17 protein-coding genes are annotated in these 21,573 nt (G+C 32.4%); 7 read left to right on the forward strand and 10 right to left on the reverse strand.

The genetic code is table 11. The annotated features are described in order from the left end of the window. Nucleotides 1-134: 134 nt before the first annotated feature. Nucleotides 135-641, forward strand: a complete 507-nt coding sequence (locus EYD46_RS16850) for a metallophosphoesterase family protein (RefSeq protein WP_130938337.1) — start codon at nt 135-137, stop codon at nt 639-641. 12 nt (nt 642-653) lie between these two features. Here the strand turns inward: EYD46_RS16850 and EYD46_RS16855 are convergent, their stop codons facing one another. Both EYD46_RS16855 and EYD46_RS16860 read right to left on the reverse strand, forming a co-directional pair. After that, nucleotides 654-1,523, reverse strand: a complete 870-nt coding sequence (locus tag EYD46_RS16855) for a carboxypeptidase-like regulatory domain-containing protein (RefSeq protein ID WP_130938338.1) — start codon at nt 1,521-1,523, stop codon at nt 654-656. 304 nt (nt 1,524-1,827) lie between these two features. Continuing rightward, the gene (locus EYD46_RS16860; protein ID WP_130938339.1) at nt 1,828-2,238 is read right to left on the reverse strand and encodes a DUF4293 domain-containing protein; all 411 of its coding nucleotides are present in this window, start codon (nt 2,236-2,238) and stop codon (nt 1,828-1,830) included. A 204-nt stretch (nt 2,239-2,442) separates the two neighbouring features. Here EYD46_RS16860 and rho point away from each other — a divergent pair, with 204 nt between their 5' ends. Then, nucleotides 2,443-4,032 (forward strand): transcription termination factor Rho, encoded by a 1,590-nt coding sequence (gene rho / locus EYD46_RS16865; RefSeq protein WP_130938340.1) that lies wholly within the window; start codon nt 2,443-2,445, stop codon nt 4,030-4,032. Nucleotides 4,033-4,363: 331 nt separating this feature from the next. After that, nucleotides 4,364-5,593 (forward strand): porin family protein, encoded by a 1,230-nt coding sequence (locus tag EYD46_RS16870; RefSeq protein WP_130938341.1) that lies wholly within the window; start codon nt 4,364-4,366, stop codon nt 5,591-5,593. An 11-nt stretch (nt 5,594-5,604) separates the two neighbouring features. Here the strand turns inward: EYD46_RS16870 and EYD46_RS16875 are convergent, their stop codons facing one another. The 7 genes from EYD46_RS16875 to aroC form a co-directional block, all read right to left on the reverse strand. Then, nucleotides 5,605-6,762, reverse strand: coding sequence for a flavohemoglobin expression-modulating QEGLA motif protein (locus EYD46_RS16875; RefSeq protein WP_130938342.1), 1,158 nt, complete (start codon nt 6,760-6,762; stop codon nt 5,605-5,607). 6 nt (nt 6,763-6,768) lie between these two features. Then, complete coding sequence (locus EYD46_RS16880; RefSeq protein ID WP_130938343.1) at nt 6,769-7,599, reverse strand: N-formylglutamate amidohydrolase; 831 nt, start codon at nt 7,597-7,599, stop codon at nt 6,769-6,771. Nucleotides 7,600-7,603: 4 nt separating this feature from the next. Continuing rightward, nucleotides 7,604-8,047, reverse strand: coding sequence for a hypothetical protein (locus tag EYD46_RS16885; RefSeq protein WP_130938344.1), 444 nt, complete (start codon nt 8,045-8,047; stop codon nt 7,604-7,606). A 7-nt stretch (nt 8,048-8,054) separates the two neighbouring features. Continuing rightward, nucleotides 8,055-9,209, reverse strand: coding sequence for a sulfurtransferase (locus tag EYD46_RS16890; RefSeq protein ID WP_130938345.1), 1,155 nt, complete (start codon nt 9,207-9,209; stop codon nt 8,055-8,057). A gap of 64 nt (nt 9,210-9,273) precedes the next feature. Continuing rightward, entirely contained in the window at nt 9,274-10,311 is a 1,038-nt protein-coding gene (gshB, locus tag EYD46_RS16895; RefSeq protein ID WP_130938346.1) for a glutathione synthase, read from the reverse strand. 73 nt (nt 10,312-10,384) lie between these two features. Continuing rightward, nucleotides 10,385-11,710 carry a dicarboxylate/amino acid:cation symporter gene (locus EYD46_RS16900; RefSeq protein ID WP_130938347.1) on the reverse strand — a complete coding sequence of 442 codons (1,326 nt, stop codon included), beginning with the start codon at nt 11,708-11,710 and terminating at the stop codon, nt 10,385-10,387. A 256-nt stretch (nt 11,711-11,966) separates the two neighbouring features. Next, complete coding sequence (gene aroC / locus EYD46_RS16905) at nt 11,967-13,028, reverse strand: chorismate synthase (RefSeq protein ID WP_130938348.1); 1,062 nt, start codon at nt 13,026-13,028, stop codon at nt 11,967-11,969. A gap of 196 nt (nt 13,029-13,224) precedes the next feature. Here aroC and EYD46_RS16910 point away from each other — a divergent pair, with 196 nt between their 5' ends. Beyond that, a complete protein-coding gene (locus EYD46_RS16910) occupies nt 13,225-14,070 on the forward strand; it encodes a UDP-2,3-diacylglucosamine diphosphatase (protein WP_130938349.1) in 846 nt (281 codons plus the stop codon). Here the strand turns inward: EYD46_RS16910 and EYD46_RS16915 are convergent. After that, complete coding sequence (locus EYD46_RS16915; protein WP_130938350.1) at nt 14,063-16,972, reverse strand: FAD-binding and (Fe-S)-binding domain-containing protein; 2,910 nt, start codon at nt 16,970-16,972, stop codon at nt 14,063-14,065. The two genes, EYD46_RS16910 and EYD46_RS16915, sit on opposite strands and share 8 nt — an antisense overlap. A gap of 142 nt (nt 16,973-17,114) precedes the next feature. Between EYD46_RS16915 and EYD46_RS16920 the strand changes: the two genes are divergently transcribed. The 3 genes from EYD46_RS16920 to EYD46_RS16930 all read left to right on the forward strand — a co-directional run bounded on the left by EYD46_RS16920 (nt 17,115) and on the right by EYD46_RS16930 (nt 21,556). Beyond that, on the forward strand, nt 17,115-17,609 hold the full coding sequence (locus EYD46_RS16920; RefSeq protein WP_130938351.1) for a hypothetical protein: 495 nt from the start codon (nt 17,115-17,117) through the stop codon (nt 17,607-17,609). A 153-nt stretch (nt 17,610-17,762) separates the two neighbouring features. Continuing rightward, nucleotides 17,763-18,758 carry a ThuA domain-containing protein gene (locus EYD46_RS16925; RefSeq protein ID WP_229731376.1) on the forward strand — a complete coding sequence of 332 codons (996 nt, stop codon included), beginning with the start codon at nt 17,763-17,765 and terminating at the stop codon, nt 18,756-18,758. 227 nt (nt 18,759-18,985) lie between these two features. Then, nucleotides 18,986-21,556, forward strand: coding sequence for a zinc-dependent metalloprotease (locus EYD46_RS16930; protein WP_130938353.1), 2,571 nt, complete (start codon nt 18,986-18,988; stop codon nt 21,554-21,556). Nucleotides 21,557-21,573 lie beyond the last annotated feature (17 nt).

Genomic DNA, 21,573 nt, shown 5'->3' on the forward strand with positions numbered 1-21,573 from the left:
TATAAAAATATTTCATTTTTTTATATTGAAAGCCAACTCTTTGTATTTTTTTTAAAATTATGAGAAGATTATACATAATATACTATGCCTCATTTAAATTTTGAATCTTTGTAAAATCTTATTAAGCACTTAAAATGACGAAAATATTACTCCTTTCTGATACTCACGGCTACATAAATAATGACATATTAAAATATGTAAAACAGGCAGATGAAGTATGGCACGCTGGAGATATTGGCGATTTAAAAGTTACCGATGCTATAAAGGCTTTAAAACCGTTACGTGGTGTGTATGGTAATATTGATGATGCAGAAACACGAGCTGAATTCCCTGAGCATAACCGTTTTAAATGTGAGGATGTTGATGTATGGATGACACACATTGGTGGCTATCCTCCAAAATATAATATGCGAGTTTTTGAAGCTATAAAACAAAATCCACCACGGTTATTTATTTGTGGACATTCACATATTTTAAAGGTAATGCCCGATAAAAAACTAAACCTTATACACATGAATCCTGGTGCTGTTGGTAAACATGGGTTTCATAAAGTAAGAACCATGCTGCGTTTTACAATTGATGGTAAAAAAATTGATAATCTAGAGGTTATTGAGTTTCCAACAAGACATCCAAAAAATTAAAAAGTTGTTGTTTTATTCGCACATAGCCTTCAAATAAAAACTTAAGCCTTGACCACTTTTATTCCAACTATCCATAGTTTTTTCCCTAAAATAAGCTGTATGTGTTGGTGAGCTAGCTGTTGATATAGAAAAATATTTACTCGTTCCACTAGATTTCACACTTTCTAACCATTGTATCGTTACTGCGACCTCTTCAGTCTCTTCTTCAAAATAAATATCGAAGGACTCCAAATCTACTTTAAACCATCCAAGAAAATTATCTTCTATTTCAAACACAATATGTTTACGTATGATTAAATCTGTTGGAAGTCCGTCTTCAATTTTATAAAAATTTACTCTAAACTTTAAATACTTGAAATCATTTGTAGTTATATTGAAATTCAAATTTTGAATGTGACAATTTCTTCTTATTTTAAGCTTCATTCCTAGCTCCTTACTCAATCTGTCATTTACATCTTTTTCATAGTATGTGTAAAAATTTGCATGCATTAATCCTAACCCTTTTGAATTTCTTCCAATATTTTTGAGTTTAAGTTTTACTTTTTTTGAATTAACAATAACTTCCTCTAATTCTGTATTTTTAGGTTGAAGTAAAATTGGAGTTTTTATACTACTTAACTCTGAAATTAAATATTTTTTAGTTTTAAAACCTATATATGAAAAAACAACCGTGTCTTTTGAAGTGACTTTATTATTTAGAGTAAGCTTAAACCTTCCATCTTTATTTGAAACTGTCCCAACTGTTTTATTCTTAACACCAATATTAACATAAGCTAAAGGTTGATTATTTTCTAAATTCCATACTTTCCCAATTATTGCTTCTTCTTGAGAATAGCTTATTATACTTAAAAATAGAATTGTGAGTGATATGAAAAATTTCATAATAAATGTTTGAATTATATTTTTGACAATAGTAAAAAAACACAAATATTATTTTGTTAAGTATTTTATAATTGGGAAATATTTATGGGTTTAAATAAGAGGCTTTAGCAGAAAATAATTGTACTACAGTAACTTCTAAAACTATCGGACTTGCCCGCGTTAGGGATTGCAGCGGCATCCTTTTTGAGGCACGAGAAAAGATATAGCGGAAAGCCCGACCCGACCTTAGGAGGGTAACGCTCAAATAAAAAAGCCCAAGATCTTCACCTTGGGCTTACGCACTAATACTACTAAGATGTTAGGTTTAACGTAATCGATCTACAGATTTTACAAGATCTTCATCCTTTTTAATGGCTTTATTGGCCAAGGCCAAAAACACGATAGAAATAATAGGAAGAAACATCCCAATACCTTTCTCTGAAACCTCGGTTTCTCCAGATAAATTTAGAGATAGATACACGAAAAATCCTAGTAAAAAAAAGTTTAATATGATGTTAAGACGCCCCAAAACAAATTGAAGCTTCCTGTTTTTAAACAAAAATATTGTGATGAGCGATAAGGCTCCTGATACTAAAAACGCTGCAAAATATGGTAATTGATCTTTAGCAAAAACTGTAGCACCATCATTTGTAATCCATAAATGAAATACAAATATTAGCCCCAAAGCATTGGCTGCTGCTAATAATAAATATACCGTTTGTATGCGTTGTAACATATTATTTTTATAATCTGGATGGCAAAAATAGTAGTTTCTTTATTAATTTGACAGGTTTAATTAAAATAAAGTTGTATTATTGCACTAATTAATTCTCAACAATCGCTAATTCAGATTGTTAATTCTTCAGAATAAAAAATCTATATTTTTTTCAGGAAACTCAATTTTTTTATACACAATATAATAGCATTCAATTAAACATTCATGTTTGAAATTTCACAATTAAAAGAAAAAAAACTTACTGATTTACAAGAAATTGCAAAACAATTAAGTATCCCTAAATTCCGCTCGATGAAAAAACTGGATTTGGTATATCAAATCCTAGATCATCAAGCTGCAAACCCTAAAGCCGCAAAAGAAGCAGCCCCTGCACAAGATAAAAAAGCAGAACAACCTTCTAAAAAGCCTAGACAGCGTGTACAAAGAGAGCAAAATAATGATTCTCAAAAAGAGAATAAAGCGCCTACTAATACACAAGAAAAAACTGTTGAGGCTAAAAGTTCTAGCGATAACCAAAAGCAGAATAATAATAACCAACAAAACAGAGGGCAACGCGATAATAAACAGCGTAACCAGAGACGTGATAATAACCACCAGCATAAAAACCAAAATCATAAAAATCAAGGTAATAATGGTAACAAGGATAATAGAAACCGTTATCGTGAACCTGATTTTGAATTTGATGCCATTATTGAAAGTGAAGGTGTTTTAGACATTATGCAAGATGGTTACGGATTTCTAAGATCTTCAGATTACAATTATTTATCTTCTCCTGATGATATTTATGTATCTCAATCGCAAATTAGATTGTTTGGTCTTAAAAAAGGAGACACTGTTTTAGGACATGTACGTCCGCCAAAAGAAGGGGAAAAATACTTTCCATTAATTAAGGTTAGTAAAATTAATGGTCAAGACCCTAATGTAGTGAGAGACCGTGTTGCTTTTGAACACTTAACACCGCTATTCCCAGAAGAAAAATTCAATATTGCTGAACGCCAAAGTACTATTTCTACAAGAATTATGGACTTGTTTGCGCCTATAGGAAAAGGCCAGCGTGGTATGATTGTATCGCAACCTAAAACAGGTAAAACCATGCTACTTAAAGATGTGGCTAATGCTATTGCTGCGAATCATCCTGAGGTATATCAAATGATTTTATTGATTGATGAGCGTCCTGAGGAAGTTACAGATATGCAACGTAATGTACGTGGAGAAGTGATTGCTTCTACTTTTGATAAGGAAGCCCATGAGCATGTAAAAATAGCCGACATTGTTCTTGAAAAAGCAAAACGACTTGTAGAATGTGGTCATGATGTTGTGATTCTTTTAGATTCTATTACGCGTTTAGCAAGAGCTTACAATACTGTACAACCTGCTTCTGGTAAAATATTATCTGGTGGTGTTGATGCTAATGCATTACATAGACCAAAACGTTTCTTTGGTGCAGCGCGTAACATTGAAAATGGTGGCTCATTAACCATTATAGCTACTGCGCTTACTGAAACTGGTTCTAAAATGGACGAAGTTATTTTTGAAGAGTTTAAAGGAACTGGTAACATGGAACTTCAGTTAGATAGAAAAATATCTAACCGTAGAATTTTCCCTGCTATCGATTTAACATCTTCAAGTACGCGTCGTGACGATAAATTATTAGATGATAATACCGTACAACGTATGTGGGTAATGCGTAAATATTTAGCAGACATGAATCCTGTTGAAGCTATGGAATTCATAAATGACCGATTTAAACAAACTAGAAATAATGAAGAATTTTTAATTTCCATGAATGGATAATTAAGAAGTTGACTAACTCAAATTAACTATGGCCTCAACTAATTGTTGAGGCTTTTTTTGTGGGAAAAAATTTGATTAAACCAATCTTCTACCAATTTCAACTAATAGTTTTTCTTACATTTACACGCATTTAATTTTTTAATAAACCATTATGGATTGGAAATCCATAGTTTTTGAATCTATAACATAGTCAGGTTTCTCACTATGTTAGAAATGACAATCAGTATTAAAAAAGATTTATAGAAACTAAAAGTAACTGCAATGAAATTGCAAGCTTTTAACCTTCAATCAGGTAATGAAACGAGTGTAAATTCTAAACTATTATTAAAATATGTTAAAAAACATTTTAACGATTATTGTATTTGGATTATTTATAATTATTAATTCTCATTCGCAAATAACATACGAAAAAGGCTATTATATTAATAATCTTGATGATAAAGTAGAATGCTTAATTAAAAACTTAGATTGGATAAATAATCCTTCAAAATTTACATACAAAATATCCGAAAATGAGGAAGAGATAGAGATAGGTGTTGATTTGGTTAAAGAATTTGGCATCTATGATGTTTGTAAATATGTAAAAACTCAAGTAAATATAGATAGATCTGATGACAAAAAAAACAACTTGAGTTATACCAAAAAACCATCTTTTAGCAAGGAAACACTGCTTTTAAAAGTTCTACTTGATGGTAAAGCTAGTTTATATTTATACAGGAAAAGTAATATAGAAAAATTCTTTTTTTCAATTGAAAATGATGAAATAAAACAATTGGTATACAAACAATATTTTACCTCACAACGTGAAATTGGCACAAATAACCAATTCAAACAGCAAATTAGAAACGCTCTAAAATGTTCTGAAATTAGTATCAGTACTATTAAAAACCTTAATTATAATACTAAAAGCTTATTAAATGTTTTCAAAAAATTTAATAATTGTACACACTCAGAGTATATAGATTTTAATGAAAAGAAACAATCAAAAGATAATTTCAATTTATCTATAAGACCTCGAATAAATAGTTCTAAGCTTGTTAATTTCGAAGATTTAATCCCAGATTTTGAGGAGCATAATTTTGAGAAAAATCAAAATCTTGGAGTCGGTATTGAATTTGAATATATTTTAGGGTTCAATAGTAATAAATGGGCTTTATTTATAGAACCTACATACCGTTTTTCTAGCTATGAGGGCAGGATAATTGTAAATCCATTCGACCTTATCATAGGTCAAGAAATATTGATAAATTTAGACTACTCCTCCATTGAAATACCACTAGGTTTAAGGCACTATTTCTTCTTCAATGAAAAGTCAAAACTTTTTCTAAATGCTGCTGTAGTTTTTGATGTAGATTTAAACTCCAAAGCATTTATTAACAACACCAAAGCAGAAGTTAACAGTAGCCCTAATCTCGCTCTTGGTTTAGGCTATAAATTCAAAGATAAATACAGTTTGGAACTAAGGTATAATACACCTAGGCGTTTAAGTTTTCCTAATGAAATAGATGTTTTATTAGATCACAAAACAGTTTCTTTAATTCTGGGGTATTCTATATTCTAAATTGCACTGAGTTACTTTAAACTTCTTAGAATAAAATCCACCTTCTTATTAGTGTTTTTATTTTCAGCATAAGAATCTGTAATGTGTTTTGGAACTGCAGCATAACCTTTTTGGATTAAAGACTCTATTTCTTCTACATATTCTAATGACACCTTTCCTGTAAGTAATAAGCTTAAATCTTTACCTGAATGGTAATAATCATAAATTTTTTTAAGCCCAGAGAGATACAGATAATCTTTAGTAAAACCACCTCCTCGATGGGCTCTTAATGTTATATAAAAGGCTCTTTCTCTATCTAAATCGTAATTGTTATGTAATAATCTAAATGTTCTAGAGAAAGGATAACCTTTTGCTAAACTATCCACAGCAATAACACGATACGCTAATTCTTTAAGCCTTGTAACCGTTAAATTATTGCTCATATATTCTGAAAATACTGCCAATCCTTCTTGAGTTTCTTCGTTATTTGGAAAACCGTGAGAAAATATTTTTAGAGGGTGTAGCAACCCATTCATAGTCGTTACCATGTGTACTCCAATTTCATGATTGGTTAATATAGCAATCTCATTATCTGAATAGGTATGATTTGTATTTAAAACTAAGGTTTTAACATTATTAAGTACCATAGCTATAGCTGAAATTTTGTTGGAAAATTCTATAGCATAGCTGAAATCGTATTTCTTTGAAAACGCTTTAAAAAAGACTTCTGAATCTTTAGCGGAATACTTTGGTAGAAAACGGTCTTCGCCCCTGTTTTCATCTTCAAAATGTAAAATAAATTTAGCATTCTCTACGTCATTCTCTGTTGGTGTACCAAAACAATGCAAACTATTAAAATAAAAATGCTTGCCGTTACCAATATTTTCAATACACTGAATTAAGCCTGAGTAGGCATAGATAATATCCTCATAAAGATTACGAATATCCTTATCTGTAATTTGCTCTAATGGTTGTGTAAATAGCTCACGATGCAGTTTAAACTTATCGAAATTGATATTTGGATATTGAAAAATAGGATCTGTTAAATACTTAGATGCAAAAAAACGTTCTTTTTCTTCTTCAATATTTATGGGGTTTACGTAGCTTAATAATTCGATTTGCTTTACCAACATATCGATATTCTTATCAATTTCTAATAATACTTTTTGACTTGTGCTATTATCCACCATCGTAATTTACGCTTTAAAAACATTATAAACATATTGCGCATGTTTTGGAATTCGGGTTCTCAATTCTTCTTCTACAGTTTTAACTACTTCAGAAAAAATAACTTGCTCATATTCATCACAATACACCTTAGCTATTTCGGTTGCCAAAACTAAAGTGTTTTTAAAGTTTTTGGTAATATATTTCAAGAAATATCCGTTGCCTTGAAAAGTATCATTAATTTTTGAAGTTGATTTTATACCATGAGGAAACTCAATTTCTGATAAACTATGTCTCCAATCTTCTATAACGCTTCCAAACCGTTCATTATCTACATTGCTTGTACCTAAATTCCAAGTTGGCACTTCTCTATCCCAACGTTTCCAGTTGTAACTATGCATATCGTAAACAGTACAAAACCCAAATTTTTGCTCTAGAGTTTCTATTAAAGCATGCGCTACCTTATAGAAGTTTGCATGTTTCCTTAAGCTTTTAGCCTTCATGGCTTCAGAAAGAGATTCTCGCCATAATTGCTTACCCCAAGCAGTTTCAAAAACAGCAGCTTCTGGTGCGCGATTTAAATCATATTCAAAACGGGAATCACAACCCGCTATAACAATAGGATGAGACTGTATCATGGTTTTCGTTTCCGGATCCTCTTCATACCAACGTTCATATTCTGTATGAATGCAGTTACACCAAAGTTCTTTTCTAAATTGATGTCCGTCATGAATTGCAGCACAAGCATAAGGCACATACCCATCAATTTTTATGGTAAACGAATAATCGGAAGCTACTGCTTCAAAAATATTCCCTGCATGTATTTTTGAGATTATTTCAGAAACTGTTAGTCTATACATATACTTATCGCTTTAACATATAAGTAAACTTCTCAAACTTTTTTGGCAGTTCGTTTGTTATGGTTAACTTATTAGAAGTTATTGTAGGCTCAATTCGTATAACTTTTGTGCTTCCATCTACTTGTACTGTGTGTTCGCTTCTCATATTTACCAAATCGATATGCTGTAATTTAAAACTGTAAGAACCTGGCTTAAAGTTCAAAACCACATATTCTCTTGGTCTTACTTGTCCCAAAGCTTTATTGTTAATTAGAACATTTAATCTAGCAGTATTATCAACTTTATGTAAAATGTCTGCTCCATTATAAATTAATACTTTGCCATTTCCTAAAGAACTTAGATTAATCTCATCAATATTAGTAGGAACAAAATCATATTCACTAGAAATTGGTTTCAATGCACAAGAACTAAATATTATTATAACTAATAATAACTGAAATTTCTTCATTTTGATATTATTTTATTTTTAAAATCCTTTTCAAATTAGAATACACTGCTTTTTCCATATTGTCATACTTCCCATCCGCAAAAGCCATTAGTTTTATATCCGCAAATAGATCTGCAAAATCATTTCTGTAATAATCGTGGGTACTAACTGCTTTTACAATATTTTGAATGCTCTTATAATCGCTATCTTTTCCAAATTGCTCGTGAACACGATGGTATACATCCTTTTCAACTCTACTCAAAATATATTCTTTCTCTTTCCAAGTGTCGTTTAAATCAGAATGCGAAACGTAAATTAATATATAAGCCAGCAACTCATCTTTCGTCCATGTTTCTGGTTGTTCCATGTTACCAGAAGTTAACGCCCCGTATTCTGTCCAGGAACCGTCATATACCGAAATATTTCTATATCCTGACATCTCAGCACCCAAAGCCAATACACAAGCCGTAATACCAGAGCCACATGAAAAAATAATAGCATCGTCTTTTTCGGCTACCATATACAATGCCTTTTCTATCTCTTTTTTTGACTTTAATTTACCATCTTCTAATAAATTTGTAAATGGTAAATTAACAGAATTTGGAATGGTACCTCGTCTCAATCCTTCTCTAGGTTCTGATACTTCACAATTAAATCGTTTTGAAGAGCGTGCATCAATTATTTTATGACTTTGCGTTTTAGAAGCAATAACTATATCATCAAAAAATTGCATGTAATCTGGCTGTAGTTTCGCTTCAAAATTGCCCAAACTACCCTCATAAGCCTGCATATACTGCGTAGGTAAGTTGGACTTTTGCCACTCTGGAAATCCACCATTTAAAATTGCTATGTTTTTAAAACCAAAGGCTTTAAATAACCACCATACGCGAGCGCTGGAATAAATACCTTTATCATCATAAACTACAATAGCACTATTATTATTTACACCTAAACTTCTAGCCTCATTTTGGAATTGTTCCTCTGAAGGAAAAGCACTTGGGAACGGATTTGATGTATCACTAAATTTTGTCTTGATATCAAAAAAACGTGCTTTTGAAATCTGTAATGATAATGCATCAAATGTCTTGGCAATAGTGCCATCCAGTACTATTAAATTTTCTGCTTTTAAATTATCATGAAGCCATTGTACTGAGACTACTGGTGTGGTTAGGGTAATATTCATTTTTTATCTTACAAAACCTGATTGGAAAAACCGCTAAAAAAGTTAATTTGCTATTTAAGCTTGTTTAAGCATCTTGAACCGCCTTACGTAATCGCGTTCGCCTGTCAAAAGCTTGGAGTTTATCTAATACTTTCATTTCCAAAAAGTCGATGACCTTCTCTTCTATTTTTGTTTTAAGTTTATACACTTTATTGATATAGGTAATACCTCCTGGAGACATTACATTTACCTCAACTAATTTCCCTCCAATAACATCAATACCAACAAAATACAAGCCGTCATTTACTAATTTCGGACCAATTTGCTTACACAATGCTTTTTCTTCTTTAGTTAAAGCATGCTTTTGCACGCTACCTCCAGCCGAAACATTAGAGCGGTGGTCATCATTACCAGGAACACGTTTCATGGCTCCTACTGGCTCTCCATTCAAGATTAAAATACGTACATCGCCTTGATCTGCACCTTCAATATAATCCTGTAAAATCACATAACTACTTGAGCCATCACTATTGGTAATATAAAAATCTAATAAAGAGTTTATATTACTCATCGCAGATTTTTCTATAAGAATAACACCAGAACCACCAAAACCATTTAGAGGTTTTAAAATCATTTTATCAGCGGTAGATTCTTTAATCTGTTTAATTAAATAGCGCTTACTTTTTGATACATGCGTAGCTGGAATAATATTACTATGGGCATCACCAAAAGCAGCAGTGTACAATTTATTATTTGCTTCTCGCATCCCTTGTAATGAATTCATAATAAAAACATCATCTTTAACAGAATCCAAAAAATTAAGCATGATAGGGTCTAGGGGTGGATTCGCCCTAAAAAATATTACATCAAAGCCAGCTAATGGCAACATCTCTTCCCTAATCTTCACTTTATTATAAAATGATTTTAAAGAAGAGGGTGTTTTCTCCATACGACTTATCACTGAGCAGTTTGCTGTAGTAACACTATTTCGTATTGTTAAATCTGCGGGAATACACATGGCTACACCATGATTTCGTTTTACACATTCCTTAATAAGCGCAAGCGTTGTATCATTATCAGGATCAATATTTTCCCACGGATACATAATGAAACAAATATTCATGCTTTACTATTTTAAAATTTATTAGTTCCTTTAAAAATAACGAAAAAAAGCCGAGTATAAAATTTAGTACTGATTATTTAACCTCCTCATAATGGTCGTCCCATTCCTTGGGCTTTGGTGTATGTAGTTTACCTAAAGATTTTGCTACTAGCATAGATACAGTAGCATCTCCAGTAACATTTACTACAGTTCTACACATATCTAAGGGTCTGTCAACGGCAAAAATTAATGCCAATCCTATAGGTAGTAATTCAGCAGGAAACCCAACCGACTCTAAAACGATAACCAACATTACCATGCCAGCACTTGGTACTGCAGCACTTCCTATAGACGCTAATAAAGCAGTAAGAATTATAACCATCTGGTTAGTAAATGTTAAACCTTCGGGCCAGATAACTTGCATGATAAATACTGCGGCAATGCCTTGGTACAAACTTGTGCCATCCATATTTACTGTTGCTCCAACTGGCAACACGAAACCAGAAACCTCTTTATCTACACCTAAATGTTCTTCAACTCGTTCCATGGTAACTGGTAATGTGGCAGCACTACTACTTGTAGAAAACGCCAAAAGCTGTGCTGGACTTATTTGCTTTAAAAACCACATTGGCGATTTCTTTACAAAAGTACCTACTAAAAACAGGTAAAATACTATCATCAATACAAGACCGCCTAACACACAAAATGCATAGTACAGTAGTTTAATTAAAATTTCAGTATCATCAAACGCTATAATCACATTTGCTAATAATGCAAATACGGCATAAGGCGCATAAAGCATAATTAAATCTACCATTTTCATAACGACTTCATTTAAAGAATCAAAAAAGTCTATTAATGGTTTTGCTTTTTTCTCCCCTATTAAGAGCAAACAAATACCAACAAATAAGGCGAAGAAAATAACTTGAAGCATGGAAGCTTCAGCAAAAGATTTAAATATATTACTCGGAAAAATATCTACTAAAGATTGTAACGGCCCTGCATCTTTTTGCGCAGCCGCTTTTGTTAATTTATCTGTAACTCCAGCATCATTTTCATATTTAAGCTTTATCTTTTCAATGGTATCCTCTGGCATTCCTGTACCAGGTTTTACAACATTTACAATACTTAATCCTATAATGATAGCTACCAAAGTTGTACCCACATAAATAGCTATGGTACGTAATCCCATTGATTTTATTTTAGAAATATCTTTTAAATCGGATATTCCTTTTATCAAAGAAGCTAAAATTAATGGTACTGCAATCAGTTTTAGAAGGTTTATAAAGATAGTACCAAATGGAGATACCCAATCAGTTACAAACCCTTTCCCGCCATCTACACCATTCATTATAAAACCAAAAATGATTCCAAGAACCATTCCTATAATAATTTTCCAATGTAATGCTAGTTTCCTCATAAAATAACAGATTATAACTTGTAAATATTAATCACTAAAAATCCATCACAATATATATAATTCTATTCACTATTTACAACATAATTAATCCTTTGTTGTAATAATTTAAAATTCAAAAAAGGATAGAAATAATTTTATTGAATTAATAAAAACCTCTGATTTTTAAAAGAAAAGACGACTTGGTTTTAACAGTAACAGAATATCTGATTACCCTAGCAATACTCAAGTGTAATAGAGAACGTAATACAGTAAGAGACTATCTGTAAGTTTTATTAATCAGATAAAAATCAGCTAATACCAGAGCTGCCATTGCTTCTACAATAGGAACCGCTCTTGGCACCACACAAGGATCATGGCGACCTTTACCTTGCATCTGTACTACTTTACCTTCTTTATCGATGGTTTCATATTTCTGAATTAAGGTAGCTACTGGTTTAAATGCCACATTAAAGTATATATCCATACCATTACTTATGCCGCCTTGTATGCCACCAGAATAATTGGTTTTAGTAGAACCATCTGTATTAAAAGCATCATTATGATCACTACCATACATGGTACTGCCATGGAATCCGCTACCATACTCAAAACCTTTTACTGCATTAATAGATAACATAGCTTTTCCTAGTTCTGCATGTAATTTATCAAAAACTGGTTCCCCCAATCCAACGGGTACATTTTTAATTACACAACTTATTATTCCCCCAACAGTATCTCCTTTACCACGCACCTCTTTAATGTATTGCTCCATTTTAGCTGCCATCTCTTGGTCTGGGCAACGTACAATGTTAGACTCTATTTGAGATAAATCGATATCCGTGTATGGCTTATCCAACTTCATAGTACCAACGCTAGATACATAAGCATAAATCTCTATACCTTTTAGCATTTGTTTTGCTATTGCTCCTGCTACTACTCTACAAGCTGTTTCCCGTGCAGAACTACGTCCGCCACCTCGATAGTCACGTGTACCATATTTTTTATCATAGGTGTAATCTGCATGACTTGGTCTATAACTATCTTTTATATGTGAATAGTCATGAGATTTTTGATTGGTATTTTCTATAACAAAACCTATGGGTGTTCCCGTAGTTTTTCCTTCAAAAATACCTGAATAAAATTTTACGCTGTCTGGTTCCTTTCGTTGTGTAACAATTGCGGATTGCCCTGGCTTACGGCGATTCATTTCATGTTGAATAGCCTCTAAATCAAGTTCAATTCCCGGAGGGCAACCATCAATTACGCCTCCTAAAGCAGGTCCATGCGATTCACCATAAGTTGTTACGTTAAAGAGTTTTCCAAAGGAATTTCCAGCCATTTCAAAAATTTTTTGCTAAAATAAGCCTTAGCCTTCAATTACACTAATTTTCAATGGAATCAAAATACACCAATGCATAACATTATGGTAACAAAAAGCTGATAATTAGTTAATTAATTAGTAATCATCACATAACACCAAAACATGTTATTTGTAAAGTAATATATACTTGATTTTTTAATACCTGAGTAACCCATTGAAAACAAAACGTAAAGTTGAAGTTGCGGTAATATCCGATGTGCATTTAGGCACATACGCTTGCCATGCTAAACAACTGTTAACCTACTTAAATAGCATAAATCCAAAGAAGTTAGTATTAAATGGAGATATCATTGATATCTGGCAATTTAGTAAGCGTTATTTTCCTAAATCACATTTAAAAGTGATTAAAAAAATAATGGATTTTGCAGCTAACGGAGCAGAGGTTTATTATATAACTGGAAACCACGACGAAATGCTACGTAAGTTTAGTAATACTAGTATTGGCAATGTTTCCATTGTTGATAAATTAGTTTTAGATTTAGATGGTAAAAAGGGGTGGTTTTTCCATGGGGACGTATTTGATATTTCTATACAGAATGCCAAATGGCTAGCAAAACTAGGTGGTTATGGTTATGATCTTTTAATATTACTAAACCGATTTACAAATTGGGTTTTAACGAAACTAGGTAAAGAACGCTATTCACTTTCTAAAAAAATTAAAAACAGCGTAAAGGGTGCCGTGAAATTTATTAATGATTACGAAAAAGTAATTACAGATTTAGCAATTGATAATGGTTATGATTATGTAGTTTGCGGTCATATTCATCAACCTAAAATGGAAATTCGTGAGAATAAACATGGAAAAACGATGTATCTAAATTCTGGAGATTGGGTGGAAAACTTTACAGCTCTGGAGTATCAATTTAAACGTTGGAAAATCTACAATTACAACAACGATAAACTATCTCCTTTCTTTGCTGATGAAGACGTAAAAGAAATGGAAGTTAAAGACCTTATAGCTGCTATAACCATTGTAGATAAAACGCAAAAAGTTAAATAAGCGCTTCTTTTAAAATAGTAATGGGATGCTTTGCTACTTTACCAGTACCATCTTTTATTTGATGCCTACAACTAGTACCATTTGCTGAAATAACAACATACTCTGGTGCTTTTCTCACTGCAGGAAACAAAGTTTGTTTACCAATTTGCATACTAACATCATAATGTTCTTTTTCATAACCAAAACTCCCTGCCATACCACAACATCCGCTAGGAATTATGGTAACGCTATAATTTTTTGGAAGGTTTAATACAGAAAAACTAGATAATTGATTTCCTAATGCCTTTTGATGACAATGCCCATGAAATTTGATCTTTTTTGTTTCTGAAGTGAATTGATCTGAAGTTATATAACCTTGCTCTATTTCCTGTTGAATAAATTCCTCTATTAAATATGTGTGTTTTGCTATGTTTTCTGCGGAAGTTTTATCATCTACCAATTTTAAATATTCATCTTTAAAGGTTAAAATTGCTGAAGGCTCAATACCGATAAGAGGTGTTTCATCTGAAATTTTACCTTCAAAATAAGCTATATTCTTTTTTGAAATAACCTTTGCTTCTTCTAGAAATCCTTTTGAAATATAAGATCTTGATGACTCTAAATGATGTACCGGAATAACTTTGTAGTTTAAAGCTTCCAATAAAATCATGCAGTCTAAAGCGATTTCAGATTCTAAATAATTGATAAATTCATCTACATAGAGGTATACTGTTTTTGTTGGATTATTTACGTTCTTAGTCAGTCTTCTAGCGTCTCTAAAACTAAAAGATCTAGACACTTTTGGAAGGCTTCTTTGTTTATGAATTCCTAAAGAAAATTTTATAACCTTCGATATCAAAATATTATCGGTCAAAAAATTATTAATCAAAGGGCCTCTAGACAAAAACTTATTTAACTGGGTTGATTTTGCAAAAACCTTATCTTTGAATTTAAACCCATTCTCTTTCTGGTATTGATATTGAAACTCAGCCTTTAAACTCGCAACATCAACACTACTTGGGCATTCACTAGCACATGCTTTACAACTTAAACATAAATCAAAAACCTCTTTTAATTCTTTATGATTAAATTTATTTGCTTTTTCAGAATTCGTCAAAAACTCACGTAATGCATTGGCTCTAGCTCTTGTGGTGTCTTTTTCATCTTTAGTTGCTCTATAACTAGGACACATAGTACCCCCAAATTCAGGTAGTTTTCTGCAATCTCCAGAACCATTACACTTTTCAGCTTCACGTAGAATGCCTTGAGATTCAGAAAAATCAAAAAGAGTTTTTATGTCTGGCTCTTCCCTATCTGGAACATAGCGTAAAGATTCGTCCATTGGGAATGCATCAACTATTTTCCCTGGATTAAAAATAGTATTAGGATCAAATATATTTTTAATCCGTTTTAAAAGTTGATAATTCTCATCCCTTATCATTAACGGTATATATGCGCCTCTTACAATCCCATCTCCATGTTCTCCACTAAAAGAACCACCATATTTCTTTACCAAATGCGCCACATCGGTAGTTATTTTTCGAAATAATGCAACACCTTCTTTTTTCTTTAAATTTAAAACTGGTCGTAAATGCAACTCTCCCGCACCAGCATGTGCATAATAAATAGCTTTTTGATTGTATCCTTTCATTAAACTGGTAAACTCAGAAATATAGTTTACCAAATCTGGTAAAGTTACAGCAGTATCCTCAATACATGCCGCAGATTTTTCATCTCCAATTATATTTCCTAAAAGCCCTAACCCTGCACTTCGTAAATTATTAGCTTTATTAATATCCTCTCCAATCAACACAGGATTTGCATAACTTAAGCCAGAAGCCTCTAAAGTATTTATGAGTTCATAAGACTGTTTTTTTGCATCATCAAGATTATGCGATTTTACTTCACACATCAAAATGGCTTCTGGATCGCCTACTAAAAACTTTCTGTTTTCCTGTTGGGTTTTATTACGTTTTGTACAATCTAAAATGGTTTTATCCATCATTTCACAGGTGTACAAATTATGCCTCATTACTGGAACGACAGCCTTTAAACATTCTGAAATTGTTTTAAAATGTGCTGCTACCATAATACTATGTTCTGGCGGCAAATCGTCAAGTTGTAATGTAATTTCAGTCGTTATTGCTAACGTACCTTCACTTCCAGAAAGCAACTTACACATATTAAAAGTAGCGTCTTGTCCACAAAAAACATCAGATTTTAATAGCTCATCAACTGCATACCCTGTATTTCGCCTATGAATTTCAGGTTTTGGAAATTCTTTTTTTATTTTCTTTTGTACTGATTCCTGCTTTAGCTCTTGATATATCGTTTGATAAATCTTTCCTTCTAAAGATTTTAGTTTTGTTTTTTCAATAAACTCTTCTGATGATATTTCTCCAAAAGTCACATCACTACCATCACTCAAAACCGTTTTTAATTGTATAACCTTATCTCGAGTTACACCATATTGTATTGATGTTGTTCCTGAAGAATTGTTCCCTACCATTCCACCAATCATACACCGATTGGAGGTTGAAGTATTAGGCCCAAAAAACAAACCATAAGATTTCAAATAATTATTAAGCTGATCCCTAACCACTCCTGGCTGAACAACTACAGTTTTAGCTTCTTTATCTACTTTAATAATGTTTGTAAAATACCTTGATACATCTACAACTATACCAGAACCAACACATTGCCCTGCCAAAGAAGTTCCTGCTGTTCTAGGAATTAATGATATTTTATGAGTCTTGGCAAATAGCACCAACTGTTTAATATCTTCTTCACTTTTTGGAATTGCCACAGCCAATGGCAACATACGATATACCGATGCATCAGTAGCGTATATGGCTTTTACTAAATCATTAAAAAATAATTCTCCAGATAGTTTTGATTCTAAGGATTTTAGTTGATGTTGCATCGATTTATATTAACAATATTATAAAAGCAATAAATATAAATACATTTTTGGCGTTATTTTTGTAAAGTTATCCAGAATAATACACATGATCTTTTTTCAAATAAAGATCGTATATCATTAATCAAATAAAAACTAAAAACTTATGAAAAAATTATTCGTATTAGCAGTAGCCTTATTAGGATTTACTTTTACATCAAATGCTCAAGAGATAGCTGATAACGCTATCGGTCTGCGTTTGGGGGATAGTGATGGATTTGGAGCTGAAATTTCTTACCAACGTGCTCTTAGTGAAAACAATAGACTGGAATTGGATCTAGGCTTAAGGTCTGGCAACAATTTTGACGGTTTCAAATTGGCAGGATTGTACCAATGGGTCTGGTTACTAGATGGTAATTTCAATTGGTATGCAGGTGTTGGTGGAGGATTAGCATCTTACAGTTTTGATAGGGTACCTCAAGGCTTTGATGATGGTGATACATTTGTTTTCGCTGCAGGTAATATTGGTATTGAATACAATTTTGATATCCCACTACAGTTATCTTTAGATTTTAGACCAGAAATTGGGTTTGGTAATGATGTTTTTGACAATGACGATTTAGATTTTGATATTGCCTTAGGTATACGTTACCAATTCTAATTTCACTACATTGAATAGTAGTAAAAAGCACCTTGATGGTGCTTTTTTAATTACAAATAGTTTTTAATAAATGTAATAAGTTTTATCTTAACATTTTTATAATTAACGACACATCAAATGGTATCATTCCGGCTCTTAGTTTCAATAATTTTAATGCTATTATTTTTTAGCTGTAAACAAAACCAACAAAAAAACTCTGAGCACACTCCTAAACTAAAAGCACTAATTATTGATGGAGAAAACAGTCACGGTATTTGGCCTAAAAGCACATTTATGATTAAAAGCTACCTAGAAGAAACAGGTCTTTTTGATGTAGAAATTGAACGAAAAAAATATCTTTGGATAGGCCCCCATCATAACGAAATAAAAGAGACAGATAATATTCAAGAGCTTATTAATATTTATCCTTTTGAAGATGGAATAGAAAGAGTTGTTTTAGATTCCACAAGATTCGATCCTAAATTTAGCCCAGATTTTAAAAAATATGACGTTGTTATTAACAATTTGGGATGGAAATCTTCTGAGTGGCCAGATACAACTAAGAAAAACTTTGAAAACTATATGGCCAATGGTGGTGGTTTAGTAATAATTCATAGTGCAAACAATGCTTGGGGAAAATGGGAAGAGTATAATAAAATGATTGGCCTAGGAGGTTGGGGAGGAAGAACTCTAGAATCTGGACCTTATACTTATTATAATAAAGAAAATAAGCTGGTTACAGATACCTCTAAAGGACCTTGTGCTTCGCATGGACCTCAACACAATTATATTATTAAAACTAGAGCACCAGAACACCCAATAATGAAAGGGCTACCATTAGAATGGTTACATAATAAAGATGAACTTTATGAACGCATGCGAGGGCCTGCAAAAAACATGACTATTCTTGCAACTGCGTATTCAGACTCCAAATACAGTAAAAAAATGACGGATAGACATGAGCCTCTTCTTATGGCTATTGAATATGGAGAAGGCAGAACATTCCATAGTGCTCTAGGGCACATGGATTACTCTATGGAGTGTGTTGGTTTTATAACAACTTTACAGCGTGGCACAGAATGGGCTGCAACAGGAAAAGTGACTCAAAATATTCCTGAGGATTTCCCCAACACTGAAACAATTAGTACTAGGAAATGGCACAAACAATAAAACATTACAATTCATAAATTGATTCAATAAAACGAAGCATTACCTCTTTTAAATTGAAACAAAAAAAACACATATTGTTTCAATCCTTAATCAATATGATGCTTTATGATTATTTTACTCAATTTAACTTCATTTAACATTTTGAATTAAAATCTAAAAAGTTTAATACTTAACTTTAGCCCGACTAATTCATTTAATATAAATATTCTAAATTTCAAAACCTCGTTATGAAGACTAAATCTGTATGCCAGTTAAAAGCAATTTTAATGCTTTTAATTGTCTTTCTAGTTATACCTTTTAGTATTAACGCTCAAAACAAACGAAAAGACAAAAAAAATAAAAATAAAACTGTAATGGCTGCTCCTGTAAAAAGGCCATCTAAAAAAAAGACTATTGCTAGTTTAACCAAATCCAGTAAAAAATTAGAGGGGCTTTTTACTTTATATCAAGATACTATTACTGGTGCGCTTCAAATGCTAATTTCTGAAGAGGATTTAGGAAAAGAATATATCCATTTTGCGCAAATAGCAGATGGTGTTCTAGAAGCAGGGAGATTTAGAGGTGCTTACAATCCAACTCAAATTATAAAAATTGACAAACATTTTAATAAAATTGAATTTATTAAACAAAACACATCTTTCTATTTTGACCCTAGCAGCCCTTTATCAAAAGCTAAAGATGCCAACATTTCTAATGCTAATATTGCTAGTTTAAAAATTGAAGCTTACGATAAGAAAAAAGGAGTATATCTCATTAAAGCAAGTGACTTATTTTTAAAAGAAACATTCGGACAGATAAAACGACCAAGATTTCCAGGTAGTTCCCCAATGTCGTTTTCACTTGGTAATTTAGATAAAAATAAAACTAAAATAAATTCCCTCAAAAATTACCCAGACAACATAAACATTACAGCAGAATATGTATATTCAAAACCCTCTGTTTTAAATAGTGGATCTACTGCTGTAACAGATGGTAGAAACGTTAGCATAAAAGTAAACCATAGTTTAATAGCCATGCCTGACAATGACTACGAAACAAGATTTGACGATCCAAGGGTAGGTTATTTCACAAGGCAGGTTGATGACCAAACCAGTACAAGTACAACACCTTACAGAGATTTAATACACAGGTGGCACTTAAAGAAACAAAATCCAGATGCAGAATTATCTGAACCTGTAGAACCTATTACATGGTGGATTGAAAACACAACACCTATTGAATGGAGAGAAACTATTAAAGATGGTGTATTACAATGGAACAAGGCGTTTGAAAAAGCTGGATTTAAAAATGCAATAGCAGTAAAAGTACAACCAGATGATGCTGAATGGGATGCTGGAGACATTAGGTATAATGTATTACGATGGACATCATCTCCACGTCCGCCATTTGGTGGTTATGGCCCCAGTTTTGTAAACCCTAGAACGGGCCAAATATTAGGAGCAGATATTATGCTAGAATACGTTCATTTTACCAATAGAGTACTCTATGATAAAATTTATAATGACGTAAGCATGGAACAACAAAAAGATTTTAAATATTGCAGTCTTGGTCATGAAATGCATCAAGAACTTATGTTTGCAAATGCTGTGGTTTCTGCCACTGGTGCTTCTGATTTAGAAATGGAACGCATCAAAAAAGAATCCATGTTAGCATTAATAATGCATGAAGTTGGTCATACTTTAGGCTTAAATCACAATATGAAAGCAAGTCAGCTTTTCTCAAGAGCGCAGTTAAATGACGCTAGTTTTATTGAAGGCAAATGCTTAACAGCTTCTGTTATGGATTACGCAGCCTTAAACATTACAAAAGATAGAAGTAAGCAAGGACAATATGATGATGTTGCTGTTGGACCTTATGATGTTTGGGCAATACAACTTGGATATAAACCATTTCAATCAGAAAATGAAAGACAAGCATTACTAAACGAATCTACAAAACCCGAACATATTTTTGGAAATGACGCGGATGATATGCGTAGTCCAGGAAAGGCAATCGACCCTAGAGTAAACGTATCAGATCAATCCAATGAGCAAATAGATTGGGCTATCGATAGAATACAACTATCCGACCAACTTTTAAAAGATGCTAAAACTAACTTTGCTAAAGAGGGAGCGTTTTATGAAGAACTAAAACGGGTATACTATATTTTATCTGGTCAACAGGGTAGTGCTGCTAATACAATTTCAAGATTTATTGGAGGCGTTTATGTTGATAGGGCTATGGTGGGACAAAATGGAGCTACTCAACCTTATACTCCCGTAAGTCTTGAAGATCAAAAAAAGGCAATGAATGCATTGAGTAAATACATCTTTGCTCCAAACGCATTTGATGCACCAAATGATTTATATAATTATTTAGCAAGTCAGCGTAGAGGGTTTAATTTTAGATCTCCTGAAGATCCAAAAATACACAGCCGTGTTCTAGGAATGCAAAAACGTGTTTTAAGCCATTTATTGCATTATAACACTTTACAGAGAATTACTGATTCTGAATTATATGGTAACTCATATAAATTATCATCAATGATGATTGACTTGAACAACTCTATTTTTAAAGCTGATATTTATGGTAATGTAAATACCTTTAGACAAAACCTACAGCTAGAGTACACAGATATGTTGTTAAATATGCTAACTGGAAAAATGAGTTCTATATACACTCATAATGCTAGATCTATGGCTCTGTATAACTTAAAACGTATTAAAACCATGGCTGCTCCATCAGGAAATATTGCTTCAAGAGCACATAAAGCGCATTTAAGAATGCTTATAGAAAACGGGCTAAAAGAATTGAAATAATACAACTTACTCAATAA

It is taken from the genome of Hyunsoonleella pacifica, from assembly GCF_004310335.1.
Classification (GTDB): Bacteria; Bacteroidota; Bacteroidia; order Flavobacteriales; family Flavobacteriaceae; genus Jejuia; species Jejuia pacifica.

What these genes read in the sequence shown, in the direction of transcription:
- EYD46_RS16850 (WP_130938337.1), top strand. Translation starts at nt 135, where the DNA reads ATGACGAAAATATTACTCCTTTCTGATACTCACGGCTACATAAATAAT.
- EYD46_RS16855 (WP_130938338.1), bottom strand. Translation starts at nt 1,523, where the DNA reads ATGAAATTTTTCATATCACTCACAATTCTATTTTTAAGTATAATAAGC.
- EYD46_RS16860 (WP_130938339.1), bottom strand. Translation starts at nt 2,238, where the DNA reads ATGTTACAACGCATACAAACGGTATATTTATTATTAGCAGCAGCCAAT.
- rho (WP_130938340.1), top strand. Translation starts at nt 2,443, where the DNA reads ATGTTTGAAATTTCACAATTAAAAGAAAAAAAACTTACTGATTTACAA.
- EYD46_RS16870 (WP_130938341.1), top strand. Translation starts at nt 4,364, where the DNA reads ATGTTAAAAAACATTTTAACGATTATTGTATTTGGATTATTTATAATT.
- EYD46_RS16875 (WP_130938342.1), bottom strand. Translation starts at nt 6,762, where the DNA reads ATGGTGGATAATAGCACAAGTCAAAAAGTATTATTAGAAATTGATAAG.
- EYD46_RS16880 (WP_130938343.1), bottom strand. Translation starts at nt 7,599, where the DNA reads ATGTATAGACTAACAGTTTCTGAAATAATCTCAAAAATACATGCAGGG.
- EYD46_RS16885 (WP_130938344.1), bottom strand. Translation starts at nt 8,047, where the DNA reads ATGAAGAAATTTCAGTTATTATTAGTTATAATAATATTTAGTTCTTGT.
- EYD46_RS16890 (WP_130938345.1), bottom strand. Translation starts at nt 9,209, where the DNA reads ATGAATATTACCCTAACCACACCAGTAGTCTCAGTACAATGGCTTCAT.
- gshB (WP_130938346.1), bottom strand. Translation starts at nt 10,311, where the DNA reads ATGAATATTTGTTTCATTATGTATCCGTGGGAAAATATTGATCCTGAT.
- EYD46_RS16900 (WP_130938347.1), bottom strand. Translation starts at nt 11,710, where the DNA reads ATGAGGAAACTAGCATTACATTGGAAAATTATTATAGGAATGGTTCTT.
- aroC (WP_130938348.1), bottom strand. Translation starts at nt 13,028, where the DNA reads ATGGCTGGAAATTCCTTTGGAAAACTCTTTAACGTAACAACTTATGGT.
- EYD46_RS16915 (WP_130938350.1), bottom strand. Translation starts at nt 16,972, where the DNA reads ATGCAACATCAACTAAAATCCTTAGAATCAAAACTATCTGGAGAATTA.
- EYD46_RS16920 (WP_130938351.1), top strand. Translation starts at nt 17,115, where the DNA reads ATGAAAAAATTATTCGTATTAGCAGTAGCCTTATTAGGATTTACTTTT.
- EYD46_RS16925 (WP_229731376.1), top strand. Translation starts at nt 17,763, where the DNA reads ATGCTATTATTTTTTAGCTGTAAACAAAACCAACAAAAAAACTCTGAG.
- EYD46_RS16930 (WP_130938353.1), top strand. Translation starts at nt 18,986, where the DNA reads ATGAAGACTAAATCTGTATGCCAGTTAAAAGCAATTTTAATGCTTTTA.